1 protein-coding gene and 1 pseudogene are annotated in these 20,050 nt (G+C 69.6%); both read left to right on the forward strand.

What is annotated here, in order from left to right:
• The first annotated feature begins 149 nt into the window (after positions 1-149).
• A complete protein-coding gene (locus ACIHA7_RS29485; RefSeq protein ID WP_397294177.1) occupies positions 150-7,496 on the forward strand; it encodes an amino acid adenylation domain-containing protein in 7,347 nt (2,448 codons plus the stop codon).
• A gap of 200 nt (positions 7,497-7,696) precedes the next feature.
• A pseudogene (locus tag ACIHA7_RS29490) lies at positions 7,697-19,906 on the forward strand (amino acid adenylation domain-containing protein); the annotation flags it as partial.
• Between the last annotated feature and the right edge of the window lie 144 nt (positions 19,907-20,050).

A 20,050-nucleotide genomic window follows, 5' to 3' on the forward strand; every position in this document is an offset into this window, starting at 1 on the left:
CAGCGGGGCGTAGTAATCCAAGACAGCACTGCGTGGACACCGATCAGTCCCTTATATGATTGCTCGGACCGCGCTGGCCCCGGACGATACGCCCTTGATATAGGGGTAGGGCCGGGTCCTAGCTCGATGCGAGAGGTGAATGCACTCGAATGGAAACTGCCCGTCGTTCCGCTCGTGGTAGCCGTCGCCGCAGGTCGGGCAGCCCGCTGTTCGGGCAGTTGCTGACCGCCGCCGTCGAATCCGAGGCCAATGAGGTCGCCGTCCGCTTCAATCCGTCGGGCCAGCTCGACGACGAACGCCAGCTCACCTATGCCCAGCTCGATGCGGCCTCCTCACGGCTGGCCAGGGAACTGATCGAGCGCGGTGTCGGACCCGGCGACGTGGTCGCCATCGGCATCGCCCGCAGCCTCCAGTCCGTCGTCGCCGTCTGGGCCATCGCGAAGACCGGCGCGGCGTATGTGCCGGTCGATCCGGCGTACCCGGCCGATCGGATCAACCACATCCTGTCCGACTCGGGGGCCGTGGTCGGGCTGACCACCTCGGCCCACCGCCCGGTGCTCGGCACCGGCGTGTACTGGATCGAGCTCGACGACCCGGTGCAGGCCGCGCGCATCGCCGCCAGGCCCGAGCACCCGATCTCCTACACCGACCGGGTGCGTCCGCTGGACGAGCGGCACCCGGCCTATGTCATCTACACCTCCGGTTCGACCGGCCGTCCCAAGGGCGTCGTCGTCACCCACACCGGCCTGGCCGGGCTGGTGGCCGCCGAGCGTGACCACTACGGGGTGACCGCCGATTCGCGCGTGCTGCACGTGTGCTCGCCGAACTTCGATGTGTCGGTGCTGGAGTTGCTGCTCGCCTTCTCCACCGGGGCGACGCTGGTGATCGCGCCGCCGTCGGTGTTCGGCGGCTACGAACTAGCCGATCTGCTGCGCCGCGAACGGGTCACGCACATGCTGATCACGCCGGGCGCCCTGGAGTCGGTCGACCCGACCGGCTTGGACGACCTGCGCGTCGTGGTGGTGGCCGGCGACAAGTTCGGCCCGGAACTGGTGGGTCGCTGGGCCGCCGACCGTGAGTTCTACAACGGCTACGGGCCGACCGAGGCCACCATTCTCGCGACCAGCTCGGCGCGGATGCTGCCGGGCGACGTCATCACCATCGGCTCGGCGATTCCGGGAGTCGGTGCGTTCGTGCTGGATTCGCGGCTGCGGCCGGTGCCCGCCGGTGTGGTCGGCGAGCTGTATCTGTCGGGTCCGGCGCTCGCCCAGGGGTATCTGGGCAAGCCGGGTCTCACCGCGGAGCGTTTCGTGGCCAGCCCGTTCGGCGCCGACACCGACACTCCTGGCGCGCGGCTGTACCGCACCGGAGACTTGGTTCGCCGCACCGAATCCGAAGACGGCGGCGTGATCGAGTACCTCGGCCGCTCCGACTTCCAGGTCAAGATCCGTGGCTTCCGTATCGAACTCGGCGAGATCGACAACGCACTGACCGCGCATCCGGACATCGACTACGCCGCCACGCTCGGCAAGACGCTGCCGTCCGGCGCGACCGCGCTGGTGTCTTATGTGCTGCCGCGACCAGGAACGACCGTGGACACCGGCGAACTCGCCGAGTTCCTGGGGGAGTCCTTGGCCGCGTACATGATTCCCGCCGCCATCATGGTGCTCGACGAGATCCCGCTGACCCCGGTCGGCAAGTTGGATCGCGCGGCACTGCCCGCTCCGGTGTTCGCCGCCAAGGCTTTCCGTGCCCCGTCCACGCCGGTGGAGGAGATCGTCGCCGACGTGTTCGCGGCGCTGCTGATGTCCGGGGACGAGGGCCGCGTCGGTGTGGACGACGACTTCTTCGAACTCGGCGGCAACTCGCTGCTGGCCGCGCAGGCCGCCGCCCGGATCGGCTCGGCGCTGCAGGTGCGGGTGCCGGTGCAGTTGCTGTTCGAGGCGACCACCGTCGCCGCGCTCGCCGAACGGGTCGAGCAGCACGCGGGTTCGGCTGCGGGACAGGCGTTGCACGCCAGGCCGCGGCCGGCCAGGGTGCCGCTGTCCTACGCGCAGCAGCGGATGTGGTTCCTGAACCGTTTCGATCCGGCCAGTGCCGTCAACAACATTCCGGCCGCGGTGCGGTTGTCCGGACACCTCGACCTCGACGCGCTGCGGGCCGCGGTGCGCGATCTTGCGGAGCGGCACGAGGTGCTGCGCACGGTGTACCCGGAGATCGACGGCGAGGGCTACCAGCGCGTGCTGCCGACCGGCGATCCGCGCGCGGTACCGGAGTTCGTGGTCGAGCCGGTCACCGAGGCCGAGCTGCCCGGGCAGGTGGCCGCGGTGGTCACCGAGGGCTTCGATGTGACCGTCGCACCGCCCGTGCGGGTCCGGGTGCTCGAGCTGAGCGAGACCGAGCACGTGCTGGTCTGCGTGGTGCACCACATCGCGGGCGACGGCTTCTCCATGGGCCCGCTGACCCGCGACCTGATGGCCGCCTACCTGGACCGGATGCGCGGTGGCGCACCGGAGTGGCCTGCCCTCGAAGTCCAGTACGCCGACTACGCGATCTGGCAGCGCGAGATTCTCGGCGCCGAGGACGATCCGGAATCGGTGCTGGCCAAGCAGATCGAGTACTGGCGCACCCAATTGGCCGCGCTGCCCGAGCAATTGGAGCTGCCCGCGGACCGGCCGCGCCCCGCGGTGGCGTCCAACCACGGCGCCACGCTCGGCTTCGAGATCGGCCCCGACGTGCACGCCGCGCTGAGCAGGCTTGCGCACAACCACAATTCGACGCTGTTCATGGTCGTGCACGCCGCCCTCGCGGTGCTGCTGGCCCGGCTCTCCGGCACCCGCGACATCGCCGTCGGCACCCCGGTGGCCGGCCGTGGTGAGGCCGCACTGGACGACCTGATCGGCATGTTCGTCAACACCCTGGTGCTGCGCACCGATATCGACTCCGGCGCGACGTTCGACGACCTGCTGCGCGAGGTGCGCCGGATCGACGTCGACGCGTTCGGCCACGCCGATGTGCCGTTCGAGCGGCTGGTCGAGCTGCTGGATCCGGCGCGTTCCGCGGCCAGGCATCCGCTGTTCCAGGTGATGCTGACCTTCCAGAATCTGGCGCGCACCGAGCTGGAACTGCCGGGTCTTTCGGTGTCGGCGGTGGATCTGGCGATGCCGCTGGCCAAGTTCGATCTGCAACTGGCGCTGGTGGAACGGATCGACCGGCATGGTGCGGCCGAAGGCATTTCGGCGGCGTTCACCTACGCCACCGATCTCTTCGACGAGGCCACCGTGCAGGACTTCGCCGATCGCTTCGGCCGGATCCTGCACGCGGTCGCGAACGACTCCGGCGTGACCATCGGCGACATCGACGTGCTCGCCCCGGGTGAGCGCGAGCTGGTGCTGCACGAGTGGAACAGCCCGGGCGCTTCGGTGCCCGAGGTGACCCTGGTAGACCTGATCGGCGCCCAGGCCCGCAGGCGCCCGGATGCCGGTGCGATCCGTTTCGGTGACACCACACTTACCTTCGGTGAGTTGCAGCGCCGCGCGAACAAGGTGGCGCGGGCGCTGATCGCGCAGGGCGTCGGCCCGGAATCACTGGTCGCCGTGGCGGTTCCGCGTACAGAGGAGCTGCCCGTCGCGCTGCTCGCGGTGCTCACCGCCGGTGCCGGGTATCTCCCGATCGATACGACCTACCCCGCGCAGCGGCTGGAATTCATGCTCGCCGATGCGGCCCCGGCCTGCATCCTGACCACCGCCAGCGAGCTGGAATCCGTTCCCGCGGGTGACATTCCGGTGATTCTGCTGGAGGACACGGCGGACTTCGCCGATGGTCGGATCCGCTCCGCGGAACGGATCGCACCGCTGCGGCCGGACAACCTGGCCTACGTCATCTACACCTCCGGCTCCACCGGCGTGCCCAAGGGCGTCGGCGTCGCACACCGCAATGTGGTGCAGCTGTTCGCCAACACCCAGGCCATGTTCGAGTTCGACGAGACCGACGTGTGGACCCTGTTCCACTCGTTCGCCTTCGACTTCTCGGTATGGGAGCTGTGGTGCGCGCTGGCCAATGGCGGCACCGTCGTAGTGGTCGACTACCTCACCTCCCGGTCCCCGGAACTGTTCCGCGAGTTGCTGATTCGCGAGCAGGTCACCGTCCTCAACCAGACGCCGTCGGCGTTCTATCAGCTCGCCGAGGCCGACCGGGCCGCGCAGACCGCCGATCAGGCCAAGTTCGCGCTGCGCTACGTGGTGTTCGGCGGTGAGGCGCTCGATCTGCGCCAGCTGCAGCGCTGGTACGACCGGCACGCGGTGGACGCGCCCTGGCTGGTCAACATGTACGGCATCACCGAGACCACGGTGCACGTGTCGTTCCTGTCGCTGGACGAGCAGATGGTCGACAACGCGGCCAGCGTCATCGGCCGCGCGCTGCCCGGCCTGGACGCCTACGTGCTCGAGGACCGGCTGCACCCGTCGCCGGTCGGGGTGGCCGGTGAGATCTACGTCGCCGGTCAGCAGCTGTCCCGCGGCTACCTCGGCCGTCCCGGCCTCGCCGCGACCAGGTTCGTCGCGAATCCGTTCGGCGCGCCGGGATCTCGGATGTACCGCACCGGCGACATCGGCCGCTGGGTCGGCTTCGGCGGGCAGGCGACGCTCGAGTACGCCGGTCGCGGCGATCAGCAGGTGCAACTGCGCGGCTTCCGCATCGAGCTCGGCGAGATCGAGTCGGCGCTGGTGCGCTGCCCCGGCGTGAGCCAGGCGGTGGTGCTGGTGCGCACCGACGAGAACGCGGGTGACCGGCTCATCGGATACGTGGTGCCCGACACCGGTGCTCAGCTCGACCCGCTCGAATTGCGCGGTCAAGTCGGCGAATTCCTCACCGGCTACATGGTTCCGGACGCGCTGGTGGTGCTGGACGTGCTGCCGCTGACGCCGAACGGCAAGCTGGATCGAAAGGCGCTGCCCGCACCGGAGTTCCTGAGCACGGCCACCTTCCGCGCCCCCGGCTCGCCGGTCGAGCAGGCGGTCGCCGAGGTGTTCGCCGGCCTGCTCGGTACCGGCGAGGTCGGCCTGGACGACGACTTCTTCGGCCTCGGTGGCAACTCGCTGCTCGCCACCAGGGTGGTGGCCAGGATCAACGAGGCACTGGACGCGAATCTCGTGGTGCGCGAGCTGTTCGAGTCGCCCACCGTGGCGGCGCTGGCCGCCCGCGTCGTGCCAGGCGCAGGCACGGCGGCAGGCGCGCGGCCGCCGCTGGCTCGGGTGCCGCGCACGGATCGGGTGCCGCTCTCGCTTGCCCAGCAACGGATGTGGGTGCTCAACCAGTTCGATCCGGACTCGCCCGCCTACAACATCCCCCTGGCCATCCGGTTGTCCGGTGTGCTCGACGTGCCCGCGCTGCGCAATGCCGTCGCCGACGTGCTGGAACGGCACGAGACGCTGCGCACCCGCTACCCCGCTGACCCGTCCGGGGTGGCCTACCAGGAGATCCTCTCGGTCGGCGAGGCGCTGCCCGGCGGCCTGGAGACGGTCAGCACCGCGGACCCGATCGGCCGCATCACCGAGCTGATGGCCACCGGTTTCGATGTGACGCAACAGGTTCCGGTGCGCGCGCTGCTGCTCGCGGTCGGCCAGGACGAGCACCTGCTCGCCTTGGTCGTGCATCACATCAGCGCCGACGGCGCGTCCATGGCACCGCTGGCGCGCGACCTGGTGACCGCGTATCTCGCTCGTATCGGCGGTAACTCGCCGCGCTGGTCGCCGCTCGAGGTGCAGTACGCCGACTTCGCCAGCTGGCAGCGCACCGTCATCGGCACCGATGACGACGAGAACTCCATCGCGGCGCGGCAGTTGGCCTACTGGCGCAACCAGCTCGACGGACTGACCGGCGAGCTGAACCTGCCGCTGGACCGCCCGCGCCCCGCCGTCCCGTCGATGCGCGGTGCCGCCACCGGCTTCGCTGTCGCCCCCGAGGTGCACGCGGCGCTGGTTCGGCTGGCGCGCGAACACAATTCGACGCTGTTCATGGTCGTGCACGCCGCGCTGGCGGTGCTGCTGGCCCGGCAGTCGAACAGCAGCGACATCGCCATCGGCACCCCGATCGCGGGCCGCGGCGAACGCGCGCTGGACGACTTGGTCGGCATGTTCGTCAACACGCTGACGCTGCGCACCGCGGTCGAGCCCGGCGTGCGGTTCGGCGAACTGATCGACCGGGCCCGCGAGACCGACCTGGCCGCCTTCGCCAACGCCGACATCCCGTTCGAACGGGTCGCCGAGGTGGTGGCCGCCGGTCATGCCTCGGTCTACAACCCGCTGTTCGGCGTGGTGCTCTCGTTCCAGAACAACGAGCAGCCGTCGCTCGAGCTGCCCGGACTGACGGTCACCGGCCTGGACGGTGGCGAGATCGCGGCCAAGTTCGACCTGCAGGTGAACGTCGACCCGCGGCACCGTCCCGACGGCTCGCCCGACGAGCTGATCACCGCGATCACCTACGCGACAGACCTTTTCGACGAGTCCACGGTGCAGGCACTGTGCCGCAGGCTGGAGCGGGTGCTGACCGCGGTGGTGGCCGATCCGCAGGTACGCGTCGGCGATATCGATCTGCTCGACGCGCAGGAGCGCGAGCGGGTGCAGTCCGCCGCGGAGTCCGCGCAGGAGCCCACCGCCAAGGGCGGCACCGCCACCACCGGAACCGCGCTGACGCAGGCGCTCACCGCCGTGGTCGAGGACGACCCCGACGGTCCCGCGCTGGTCTTCGGTGAGGACGCGGTGAGCTACCAGGAACTCGATGCCCGCTCGTCTCGCCTGGCGCGTGTGCTCGCCGCCCGTGGCTGCGGCCCCGGCGACGGTGTCGCCGTGCGGTTCGACCGCGGCGTGGACGCGGTGGTCGCGACCTGGGCCGTGCTCAAGGCCGGTGCCGCGGTGGTACCGGTGGCCGCGCTCGACGCGCCGATTCCGGCGGGTCCGGTCGTGAAGACCGGGCTCACCAGTGCCGCGGCACCGGTGGCCGGCGAGGTCGATTGGCTCGTGCTCGACGATCCGGCGGTGGCCGCTCAGATCGCGGCCGAATCGCCGCGGCCGGTCACCTACGCGCATCGCACGCGGGTGCTGCGCGGCACCGACCCGGCTTTCGTCGGGGCGCGCACGCTCGACTACGACCAATTGGCCGGTGCGGCAGACCGGTTGCGCACGGACACCGAGCTGACCTTCGAATCGCGGACCTTCCAGTTCGGCGGTTCGGCGGAGCTGGCGTTGATCGAGGTGGTGGCCGCGGGTTCGTGCGGGACCTCCATGGTGCTCGTGCCTTCCGACGCCGACCTGACCGAGGCGCTGGCCGACGAGTGGGTCAGCCACCTGCTGACCGACCGAGCGGGACTCGGTACCCTCGATCCGACGGCGTTGGAGGATCTGCGGGCGGTGGCGCTCGCCGACGGCGCCGATGTCGACAGCGCATGGACGCAGGTGGCGACCGTGGTCGCCCTGTCCGATCTGCTGCGTGCGGGGTAAAACCCGTCAAGTACCGGGTGCAAGCCCCTAAAAACATGACTAGGGTCACTCGGGACCGGTTTGCCGAATCAGGGCAGCCGTTGCAAGTGTGGCGTAAACATGTTCGACAGGCAGGATGAGCAGAGTTTCATGGTTCGTGTAGTGGGGGACGTGCGGTCGGCTCGGCGACGGGGAAGCAAGACCCTGGCACTGGTGACCGCATGACGCGTCCCGCTCGTGTCCGTCCGGCCCGAACCCGGCGGCCCAGGGTCATCACGCTGCCGCAGTTGATGGCGACGGCGGTCGAGGCGAACCCCGACGGCATCGCGCTGCGCTACGCCGACGCCGCCGCGACACTGGCGCAGGTGAGCTACGCCGAGCTCGACGAGCGGTCGACCCGGCTGGCGCGGCTGCTCATCGACCGCGGTATCGGCCCGGAAGACCTCGTCGCGATCGGCATTCCCCGCTCGATCGAGTCCGTGCTCGCGGTCTGGGCGGTGGCCAAGTCCGGTGCCGGCTTCGTGCCGGTGGACCCGAACTACCCGGCCGACCGGGTCGAACACATGGTGAAGGACTCCGGCGCGGTCTTCGGCCTGACCACCGCGCAGGCGGCGACCCAGCTGCCCGGACAGGTCGAATGGCTTGCCATCGACGGTGATTCGACGCTGCACTCGCTCGAACAGCACTCGACCGAGCCGATCACCAACGCCGATCGGGTGCGTCAGCTGCGCGCCGAGCATCCGGCCTGGGTGATCTACACCTCGGGTTCGACGGGCGCGCCGAAGGGCGTCGTGGCCACCCAGGCCGGGATCGCCGGTTTCTGCGAGGAGCAGCGCACCCACTACGGCGTCACCAGTACCGCACGCACCCTGCACTTCTCGTCGCCGTCGTTCGACGCGTCGATGCTGGAGCTGCTGCTCGCGCTCGGCGGCGCGGCGACCATGGTCGTGGTCGCGCCGACGGTGTTCGGCGGCGACGATCTGGCCGAGCTGCTGCGCCGCGAGCGGGTCACCCACGCGTTCATCACCCCCGCCGCGCTGGCCTCCATCGACCCCGCCGGTCTGGACGACCTCGGGGTCGTCGCGGTCGGCGGCGAGGCGTGGCCGCCGGATCTGGTGCGGCGCTGGCTGCTTCCGGTGTCCGGCGGGATGCGCGCGATGTTCAACATCTACGGGCCGACCGAGACCACCATCGTGGTGAACATCGGTGCGCCGCTGGAGCTGGACGCACCGCTGACCATCGGCGGGCCGATCCGTGGCGTCACCGAATACGTGCTGGACGAGCGGCTTTCGCCGGTGCCGGACGGCGTGGTGGGCGAGCTGTACATTTCGGGCGCCCAGGTGGCGCGCGGTTACCACGAGCGGCCCGCGCTCACCGCGACGCGCTTCATCGCGAACCCCTTCGACCCCAGCGGTTCTCGGCTATATCGCTCCGGCGATCTGGTCCGCTGGACAGCGGACGGCAGGCTGGAGTACGCGGGGCGCAACGACTTCCAGGTGCAGGTGCGTGGTTTCCGCATCGAGCTCGGTGAGATCGACGCGGTGCTCGCCGGACACGACAGCGTGGACTTCGCGGTCACCATCGGCCACCAGCTCGACAGCGGCGCCACGATTCTGGCGTCCTACGTGCTCGCGGCCCCCGGTACGGCGGTGGACACCGACGAGCTGATCGCGCTCGCCGAACGCAAGCTGCCCGCGCACATGGTGCCCACCAGCATCACGGTGCTCGACGAGATCCCGCTGACCCCGGTCGGCAAGCTGGACCGGCGCGCGCTACCGGCACCGCAGTTGCAGACCAAGGAATTCCGTGCGCCGAGCGGCGAACTGGAGCTGCTGGTCGCCGACATCTTCGCGGAGCTGCTCGACGCCGACACCGCGATCGGCGCCGACGACGACTTCTTCGCACTCGGCGGCAACTCGCTGATCGCCACCAAGGTGGTGGCCAGGCTCGGCGCGCAGATCGGCGCCAGGGTGCCGGCCAGGACGGTTTTCGAGGCACCCACGGTCGCCGGCCTGGCGGCCCGGCTCGAGCCGATCGCGGGCTCGGGCGGGCGGCAGGCCTTGACGCGGATGCCGCGCCCCGAACACATTCCGTTGTCGCTGGCGCAGCAGCGGATGTGGTTCCTGAACCAGTTCGACACCGCATCGGCGGCGAACAATATCCCGTTCGCGATCCGGCTGTCCGGCGCGCTGGACGTGCCCGCACTGCGGGCGGCGGTCGCCGACCTGGTCGAGCGGCACGAGACCCTGCGCACGGTCTACCCGGCGGTGGACGGCACCGGTTACCAGGTGGTGTTGCCTGCGGCGCAGGCGATTCCGGAGCTGGCGGTGACCGAGCTCGCGGCGTCGGCGCTGCCGGACACGCTGGCCGAGTTCATGCTGGCCGGTTTCGATGTGGCGGCCGAGGTGCCGCTGCGGATGGCGCTGTTCCAGGTGGGCAGCGACGACTACGTGCTCGCGGTGGTCGTGCACCACATCGCGGCCGACGGCACCTCGATGGCGCCGATGGTGCAAGACCTGACCGTCGCCTACTTCGCGCGCGCCGCGGGCACCGCGCCCGCGTGGGCGCCGTTGCCGGTGCAGTACGCCGACTACGCGCTGTGGCAGCGCGCGATGCTCGGCGACGAGAACGATCCGCGATCGGTGGCCGCCGCCCAGATCGCTTACTGGCGAACCGCTCTGGCGGGTCTGCCCGGCCGGCTCGAGCTGCCGACGGATCGACCACGGCCCGCGCTGGCCTCCGGTCGCGGCGGGGTCTACACGTTCGAGGTGGACGCGCAGATCCGGGCGAAGCTCGAGGCGATCGCCCTCGACACGGGCGCCTCGCTGTTCATGGTGGTGCACGCGGCCTTCGCGGCGCTGCTGGCCAGGCTGTCGGGCTCCGCCGACATCGCCATCGGTACCCCGGTGGCGGGTCGCGGCGAGGCCGAGCTGGACGGGCTGATCGGCATGTTCGTCAACATGCTCGTGCTGCGCACCGACGCCGCGCCCGGCCAGTCGTTCCGTGCACTGGTCGAGTCCGCCAAAAAGGTGGATCTCGCGGCGTTCTCGCATGTCGAGCTGCCGTTCGAGCGGCTGGTCGAGGTGCTCGATCCCGCGCGTTCGCAGGCGCACCACCCCCTGTTCCAGGTGGCGCTGTTCTTCCAGAACATGGACAAGCCCGCGTTGGAACTACCGGGGCTGTCCGCGACAGCACTCGATCTCGACGGCGCGGCAGCCAAATTCGACCTGCAGCTGACCGTCACCCCGCACGAGGGCGACGACGCGGGTCTGTCCGCCATGTTCACCTACGCCACTGATCTGTTCGACGAGGCGACGATCGCGCGCTTCGCCGCCAGGCTGCGCCGACTGCTCCGTTCGGTCACCGCCGATCCCGACCGGGCGTTCGGCGACGCCGACCTGCTCTCGCTGGTCGAGCGCGATCGAATCCTGTTCGAGTGGAACGACACCCGGCAGCGGGTGGCACCGGACCTGCTGCTCGACGGCTACCGGCAGATGGTGGCCACGACCCCGGATGCTGTCGCGGTGGCCTACGAGGGCACTTCGCTTACCTATCGTGAGTTCGACCAGCGGGTCAACCAGCTTGCCCGGCTGTTGATTTCGCAGGGTGTGGGTGCGGAGTCGCTGGTAGGGCTGGCGATTCGGCGTTCGTTGGATCTGGTTGTCGGTATGTACGCGATCGTGACCGCGGGTGGTGCGTATGTGCCGTTGGATCCGGATCATCCGGCCGAGCGGATCGCGCACATCCTCGATACGGCGCAACCAGCCTGTGTCGTGACCACTTTCGCTGATGCGGCCGCTGTGCCCGCCGGCGTTGCGACCGTGACCATCGACACCGCCGACCTGGCACGGTTCGACAGTGCCCCGGTCCGCAAGGACGAGCTGCTGCGGAAGGTGCTGCCGCAGCATCCCGCGTACGTCATCTTCACCTCGGGCTCGACCGGTCGGCCCAAGGGTGTCGCGGTCTCGCATGCGGCGATCAACAACCAGATCGAATGGATGCTGGCGGAGTACCCGCTCAACCAGGACGACGTCTACCTGCAGAAGACCGCGACCACGTTCGATGTGTCGCTGTGGGGCTTCTTCATGCCGCTGCGCGTCGGCGCGAAACTGGTCGTCGCGACCCCGGACGGCCATCGTGACCCGGCCTATGTCGCGGAAACCATTGCCGCACAGTCGGTGACGGTCACCGACTTCGTGCCGTCGATGCTGACGATCTTCGCCGCGCACACCGCGAAGGGTGCCGTTCCGACGCTGGAGCAGATCTTCGTGATCGGCGAGGCGCTGCCGCCGGAGACGGTCAGCGCGGTGCACGCGGTGATCGACGCGGACGTGCACAACCTCTACGGGCCCACCGAGGCCGCGGTGTCGGTGACCTACTGGCCGGCCGACGGGTCGGATACCCGGTCGGTACCGATCGGGTTGCCGCAGTGGAACACTCAGGTCTACGTGCTGGACTCGCGGCTGCGGCCGGTTCCCGACGGCGTGGCGGGTGAGCTGTACCTGGCCGGTGACCAACTGGCTCGTGGCTACGTCCGCAGGCCGGACCTGACCGCGGATCGCTTCGTGGCGAGCCCGTTCGGTACCGGGCAGCGCATGTACCGCACCGGCGATCTCGTGGTGTGGCGCAAGGCCTCCGGTGCCGACGCCGACGACGAGATGGTGCTCGACTACCTCGGCCGCACCGACTTCCAGGTGAAGTTCCGCGGCCAGCGCATCGAGCTCGGCGAGATCGAAACCGCGTTGCTCGCCCACGATTCGGTGAGCCAAGCCGTCGCGCTGGTCAGCCAGTCATCGCTGGGTGACCAGCTGGTCGCCTACGCGGTCGCCGCGCCCGGCGCGCGGATCGACCCGCAGGAGCTGCGGGCCGCCGTCGCGCAGACACTGCCCGCCTACATGGTTCCGGCCGCCATCGTCGCGCTCGACGCGTTCCCGCTGAACCCCAGCGGCAAGCTCGATCGCAAGGCGCTGCCCGAGCCGATGTTCACCGCGCGCGAATTCCGGGCGCCCGCGACGGCGGTCGAGGAGATCGTGGCCGGCGTGTTCGGCGAGGTGCTCGGCTTGGCCAGGGTCGGCGCCGACGACGACTTCTTCGCCCTCGGCGGCAACTCGTTGATCGCCACCCAGGTGGTGGCGCGGCTCGGTGCCGCGGTCGGCGGCCGGGTGCCGGTGCGGACGCTGTTCGAGGCGCCCACCGTGGCAGGCCTCGCGTCGGTGATCGACTCGCAGGTGCACGGACGCCCCGGCGTCGAGCTCGGCAGCATCGCGCGACCGGACCAGTTGCCGCTGTCGCTGGCGCAGCGCCGGATGTGGTTCCTCAACCGCTTCGACCAGGACGACGAGACGGCGGGCTCGGCCGCCTACAACCTGCCGTTCGCGCTGCGGCTGACCGGCGCGCTGGATGTCGCCGCGCTCGGCGCGGCGCTGCACGACGTGGTGGCGCGGCACGAGGTGCTGCGCACCGTGTACCCGGAAACGGCCGACGGCCCGATCCAGGTGGTGTTGCCGCCCAACGGTGTTGCCCTCGATGTGACGCCGCGGCTGTTGAGCGAGGCCGACGTGGCGAGCGCGGTGTACGCGCTGGCGTCGAGTTCGTTCGACGTGACCGCCGAGGTCCCGGTCCGGGTGGCGCTGCTGCAGGTCGACGGCGTGCCGGACACGTATGTGCTGGCCGTCGTCGTGCATCACATCGCCGCCGACGGTTCCTCGATGGGCCCGCTGGCGCGCGACGTGATGATCGCCTACGCCGCGCGGACCGCGGGCGAGGCGCCGAGCTGGGCGCCGCTGCGGGTGCAGTACGCCGACTACGCGCTGTGGCAGCGGGCGGTGCTCGGCGACGAGTCCGACGCCGAATCGATTGCCGCGCAGCAGATCGGCTTCTGGCGTGCGCACCTGGCCGACCTGCCCGACCTGCTGGAGCTGCCGACCGATCGGCCACGCCCCGCCATCGCGTCGATGGCCGGTGCCCGGGTGGACGTGCAGATCGATGCGGCCACCCATGCCGGTCTCGTGGAACTCGCTCGCGCGCACGGCGCGACGCTGTTCATGGTCGTGCACACCGCCCTGGCCGTCCTGCTGGCCCGGCTCTCCGGTGCCACGGACGTGGCCATCGGCACGCCGCTGGCCGGTCGCGGTGAGCGCGAGCTCGACGACCTGATCGGCATGTTCGTGAACACGGTGGTGTTCCGGACCCAGTTCGAATCCGGCGAGTCGTTCGCCGAACTGCTCTCCAGGCAGCGCGAATCCGACTTGCAGGCGTTCGCGCACGCGGACATCCCGTTCGAGCGTCTGGTCGAGGTGCTCAATCCGCCGCGGTCGACCGCCCATCACCCGCTGTTCCAGGTGGGGTTGTCGTTCCAGAACATCGCCCGCACCGCGCTCGAGCTCCCCGGCCTCACGGTCGCGGGGCTGGACGCGGATCTGGCTGTGTCGCAGTTCGATCTGCATCTGATCATCGGCGACGGCTACGACGAGTCGGGTGTGCCGACGGGCATGGGTGGATTCTTCACTTATGCGACAGATCTTTTCGACGCCGCGACGGTGCGAGGTTTCGCCGAGCGGTTGACGCGGATCCTCGCCGCCGTGGTGGCGGACGCGCGGGTGCCGGTCGGCGATATCGAGATCCTCGATGCGGCCGAACGCGATGCGGTGCTGGCGCATTGGAACGTGACCGAGCAGCAGGTGGACGAGTCGGCGACGCTGGCATCGCTGTTGGATGCCGCGGTGGCGGCCGATCCGCGATCGGTGGCGCTGGTGGCGGATCTGCCCGCGGGTCGCATGAAGGTGACCTACGGCGAGCTGGACGCTCGGGTGAATCGTCTTGCGCGGCACCTGATCTCGATGGGCGTCGGTCCGGAGTCGCGGGTTGGGTTGGCGTTCCCGCGTTCGGTCGATTTGATCGTGGCGATGTATGCGGCGGCGAAGTCCGGTGGTGCGTATGTGCCGGTGGATCCCGCGCAAGCGGCCGAGCGTACGAGCTACATCCTCGAGTCCGCGGCACCGGTGTGTGTGCTGACGAACGCGGCGGCTGAGTTCGATACCCCGGTCGCGCCTTTGGTGCGGATCGACGAGCTCGACCTCGAGGAGCTGGACTCTTCCCCGATCACCGATGCCGATCGGGTTGCGCCATTGCGTGCGGCGAATACGGCGTATGTGATCTTTACGTCGGGTTCGACGGGTCGGCCCAAGGGTGTGGCGGTGTCGCATGGGGCCATTGCGAATCAGTTGCAGTGGAAGGTTACTGAGTTCGGGTTGGATGCGGCGGATGCGATTCTGCTGAAGACGGCTGCGACGTTCGATCTTTCGGTGTGGGAGTTCTGGTCGGCTGCGGTGTGTGGTGGTCGTTTAGTGATCGCCTCGCCGGATGGTCATCAGGATCCGGCGTATCTGAACGAGTTGATGGCTCGGGAGTGGGTCACCACGCTGCACGTCGTGCCCTCAATGCTCGACGCGTTGGCGACCGCTGACTTCCCGACCTCCCTGTGGCGGGTGCTGGCGATCGGCGAGGCGCTGCCCGGTGGCTTGGCGCAACGCTTCCTGCGCGACTATCCCCGCGTCGAACTGTTCAACCTCTACGGCCCGACCGAGGCCGCGGTGTCCATCACCAGTCATCGGGTCACCCGCAACGATCAGGCGTCGGTGCCGGTAGGCGCCCCCGAATGGAACAGCCAAGTCTTCGTGCTGGATTCGCGACTGCGCCCGGTCCCCGTCGGCGTCTCCGGCGAGCTCTATCTGGCCGGTGCGCAGCTTGCGCGTGGTTACTTCGGTCGGGCGGATCTGACGGCGGATCGGTTCGTGGCCAATCCGTTCCAGATCGGTGAGCGGATGTATCGGACCGGTGACCTGGTGGCGTGGAATGCCTCCGGTGAGTTGGAGTATCGGGGTCGCACCGACTTCCAGGTAAAGATCCGTGGCTTCCGCATCGAGCTCGCGGAGATCGAGGCCGCGCTGCTGGCGCTGCCGCAGGTCGCCCAGGCCGCGGTGCTCGCGAAGTCGGACCCACGCACCGGTGACCGCCTCGTCGCCTACCTCGTCCCGGCGACCACGGCTGTCGATGTCGCCGAGGTGAAGGCGGCGCTGACCGCTGGTTTGCCGTCGTACATGGTGCCGTCGGCGTTCGTGGTGCTGGATGCGTTGCCGCTCAATGTGAACGGCAAGTTGGATCGGAAGGCGTTGCCGGAGCCGGAGTTCGAGGCTCAGGTCTACCGCGCCCCATCCACCCCGACCGAGGAGATCGTGGCCTCGGTGTATGCCGAGGTGCTCGGTGTCGAGCGGGTCGGCGTCGATGACGACTTCTTCGGCCTCGGTGGTAACTCGCTGCTCGCCACCCAGGTCGCCGCTCGCATCGGTGCCGCGCTGGACTCCCGTGTCCCCGTTCGTACTCTGTTCGAAGCCTCGACCGTCGCGGGCTTGGCCGTCAAGGTCGAACAGCACGTGGGCACCGGTGGCCGTAAGGCCCTGGTCGCTGGCCAGCGTCCGGACCAGATCCCGCTGTCGCTCGCGCAGCAGCGCATGTGGTTCCTGAACCAGTTCGACACCGCCTCGGCCGTCTACAACATCCCGGCCGCCATCCGCCTGTCCGGTGAGCTCGACGTCGCCGCGCTGCAAGCCGCGGTGCGGGATCTGGTGGCCCGCCACGAGATCCTGCGCACCACCTACCCGCAGACCGAGCACGGCCCCGTGCAGTCCATCGCCGCGCAGGTACCGGTCGATCTCGCGCCCGCGCGCATCGACGCGGCCGACGTGGCGGACGCGGTGTATCGAGTCGTCGCAACGGGTTTCGATGTCACCACCGAGGTGCCGTTCCGCGCGAAGCTGTTCCACGTGGCCGAAACCAGCGACCACGTCCTGGTCTTCGTTGCCCACCACATCAGCGCCGACGGCTGGTCGATGGGCCCGCTGACCCGCGACCTGGTGCTGGCCTACGCCGCGCGCACCGGCGGCGCGGCACCGGCCTGGGCGCCGCTGCCGGTCCAGTACGCCGACTACAGCATCTGGCAGCGCGACGTGCTCGGCAATGAGGACGACCCGCAGAGCCTGATCGCGCAGCAGGCCGAATACTGGCGCACCGCGCTGGCGGCGCTGCCCGAAGAACTGGCCCTGCCCGTGGACCGCCCGCGACCGGCCACCGCCTCCTACCGGGGCGCGACGCTGGACTTCGTGATCGACGCCGACCTGCACGTCGCCCTCGATCGCGTTGCCCAGCAGCACAACTCGACCCTGTTCATGGTGGTGCACGCGGCGCTGGCCGTCCTGCTCTCGCGGTTGTCCGGCAGCACCGACATCGCCATCGGCACCCCGGTGGCCGGTCGTGGCGAGGCCGAGCTCGACGACATGATCGGCATGTTCGTCAACACCCTGGTGTTGCGCAACGAGATCGAGCCGGGCGCCACCTTCGACGTCTTGCTCGCCGACGTCCGGCAGACCGACGTGGCCGCCTTCGGCCATGCCGACCTGCCGTTCGAGCGCCTGGTGGAGCTGCTGGATCCGGTCCGCTCCGCGGCGCGGCATCCGCTGTTCCAGGTGATGCTGGTCTTCCAGAACCTGGCGCAGACCTCGCTCGAGCTGCCCGGACTCACCGTGTCCGGCATCGACCCGCAGGTCAAGCCCGCGAAGTTCGACCTGCAACTCACCGTCGCGGAACAGCCAGGCACCCAAGGCATGTCGGGGGTGCTGACCTACGCGACCGATCTGTTCGACGCCGCGACCGTGCAGAACTTCGCCGACCGTTTCCGCCGCATCCTCGCGGCGGTGGCGGCCGACGACGCGGTAGTGGTCGGCGATATCGACCTGCTCGCCGCCGGTGAACGCGAACTCGTCCTGCACGAATGGAATTCGCTCGGTGCCTGGGTGCCCGGTGCCACGCTGCCCGGCCTCATCGCCGATCAGGTATGGCGTCGCCCGGACGCGGTCGCCATCCGCTTCGGCGACCGCACCTTGTCCTTCCGCGAGCTGCAACGCCGCGCCAACCAGGTGGCCCGCGCACTGATCGCCCAGGGCGCAGGCCCGGAATCATTGGTGGCCGTTGCCGTTCCGCGCACCGAAGACCTTCCCGTCGCGCTGCTCGGTGTGCTCGCCACCGGTGCCGCCTACCTGCCGATCGACTCCACCTACCCGGCGCAGCGACTGGAATTCATGCTCGCCGACGCGGCCCCGGTCTGCGTGCTGACCACGCTGGACGAACGCGCCGCCGTACCCACCGGTGACCTGCCCGTCGTCTTGTTGGAGCAGACAGCGGCTTTTGCCGACGCGCCGATCCACGACGCCGACCGGCTCGCGCCGCTGCACCCGGACAATCTGGCCTACGTCATCTACACCTCGGGCTCGACCGGTGTGCCGAAGGGCGTCGGCGTCGCACACCGCAATGTCGTCGAGTTGTTCGCGAACACCCAGACTCTTTTCCGGTTCGACGAGAACGACGTCTGGACGCTGTTCCACTCGTTCGCCTTCGACTTCTCGGTGTGGGAGCTGTGGTGTGGCCTCGCGCACGGCGGCGCCGTCGTCGTGGTCGACTACCTGACCTCGCGGTCACCGGAGCAGTTCCGCGAGTTGCTGATTCGCGAACGCGTGACCGTGCTCAACCAAACCCCGTCCGCCTTCTACCAATTGGTGGAGGCCGACCGGGCAGCCGAGCCGGACGCGCTGGCGCTGCGCTACGTGGTGTTCGGCGGTGAAGCGCTGGACCTGCGCAAGCTGGAGCGCTGGTACGAACGCCACGGCGCGGCAACCCGTCTGGTCAACATGTACGGCATCACCGAGACCACGGTGCACGTGTCGTTCCTGCCGCTGGACGAGCGGGACCGGCACAATCCGGCCAGCGTGATCGGCCGGGCGATCCCCGGTCTGGACGCCTACGTGCTCGATCCGCGACTGCACCCGACCCCGCTGGACGTGCCCGGCGAGATCCACGTCGTCGGTGCGCAACTGTCCCGCGGCTACCTGGGCAGGCCCGGCCTCACCGCGACCCGCTTCGTGGCAAACCCGTTCGGCGCGCCCGGTTCTCGCATGTACCGCACCGGTGACGTCGGCCGCTGGCGGGACTGCGGCGACAAGGCGCAGCTCGAATACGCGGGCCGCAGCGACCAGCAGGTGCAGCTGCGCGGTTTCCGGATCGAACTCGGCGAGGTCGAGGCGGCCCTGCTGCGCTGCGACGGCGTGCGGCAGGCCGTCGCCCTGGTCCGTTCGGACGGCAACGGCGACCGGCTCATCGGCTACGTGGTCGGTGACGGCGCCATCGACCCTGGGACCGTTCGGGCCCAGGCGGCCCAGTTCCTCACCGGCTACATGGTGCCGGACGCGATCGTGCCGCTCGACGTGCTCCCGCTGACGCCGAACGGCAAGCTGGACCACAAGGCCCTGCCCGCTCCGGAGTTCATCAGCGCAACCGTCTTCCGGGCACCGAGCTCGCCGCTGGAGCAGACGGTCGCACAGGTATTCGCCGAGCTGCTCGGCGCGGAGACGGTCGGGCTCGATGACGACTTCTTCGCACTCGGCGGCAACTCGCTGCTCGCCGCGCAGGCGGTCGGCCGACTGCGCGAGGCCACCGGCGCGACCGTCAGCGTGCAGTGGTTCTTCACCGACGCCACGGTGGCCGGTCTCGTCGCGCGGATCGACACCGCGGACGAGTCCGACGCCGACGCCGCGATGCAGGTGCTGCTGCCGATCCGTACCGGCGGCACCGCGGCACCGCTGTTCTGCCTGCACCCGATGTACGGCCTGGCCTGGAGCTACGCGGGGCTCACCCAGTTCCTGCCCGCGGACCAGCCGATCTACGGCGTGCAGTCACCGGCGCTCGCCGAGGACGGCGACCTGCCCGCCTCGATCGCCGAGCTGGCGCACCGCTACGTCACCGAGATCAGGGCCGTGCAACCGCACGGGCCGTACAAGCTGCTCGGCTGGTCGCTCGGCGGCGTGCTCGCCCACGCGATCGCGACCGAACTGCAGGCCGACGGTGCGCAGGTCGCGCTGCTGGCCATGATGGACAGCCACCCGAACCCTGACGTGGCGGGCTTCCGCGCGGCGGTGCGCGGCGCGCTGGCCGAACTCGGGCTCGGCAGCGACCTGATCGCCGACGAGGACGACATCTACGACCTGAGCGACCAGGCCCTGGCCGCGCTGCACGCGATGATCCCGCCGGAACTGGTCGCACTGACCCCCGAACGGTTGCGCCGGATCTATCGCAGCGCGGTCCGCTCGGCCGAACTGATCGCCGAGCACCGTCCAGGGGTGTTCCACGGCACGCTGGAGTACTTCAGCGCCGCCGTGGCCGATCCCGCGGATGTGCTTCGCGCCACTGCGACCGACTGGGCTCCGCACGTCACGGGTGCGGTGCACGACCGGCCGATCGGGGTGACGCACGCGCAGATGACCGCACCGGAGGCGCTGGCCGACATCGGTGCTCAACTGGCCGTTCTGCTCGATACCTCGAGCTGAGCGGCCCCGGCCGAGGTGAGATCACCAATCTCGCCTCGGCAGGGAATAATCGTTCCCGGCGCTCGTTTTCGCGCGGTCGGGGAGCGGTCTGTGGCACAGATCGCGAGGGCTGTGTTCGGTGTGCGCCGGTGCGGTCGGTAACGA

This window comes from Nocardia sp. NPDC052316, from assembly GCF_044547795.1.
Lineage (GTDB): Bacteria > Actinomycetota > Actinomycetes > Mycobacteriales > Mycobacteriaceae > Nocardia.

Excerpts from the sequence above, each read along its gene's own strand:
- ACIHA7_RS29485 (WP_397294177.1), top strand. The coding sequence starts at position 150 with ATGGAAACTGCCCGTCGTTCCGCTCGTGGTAGCCGTCGCCGCAGGTCG.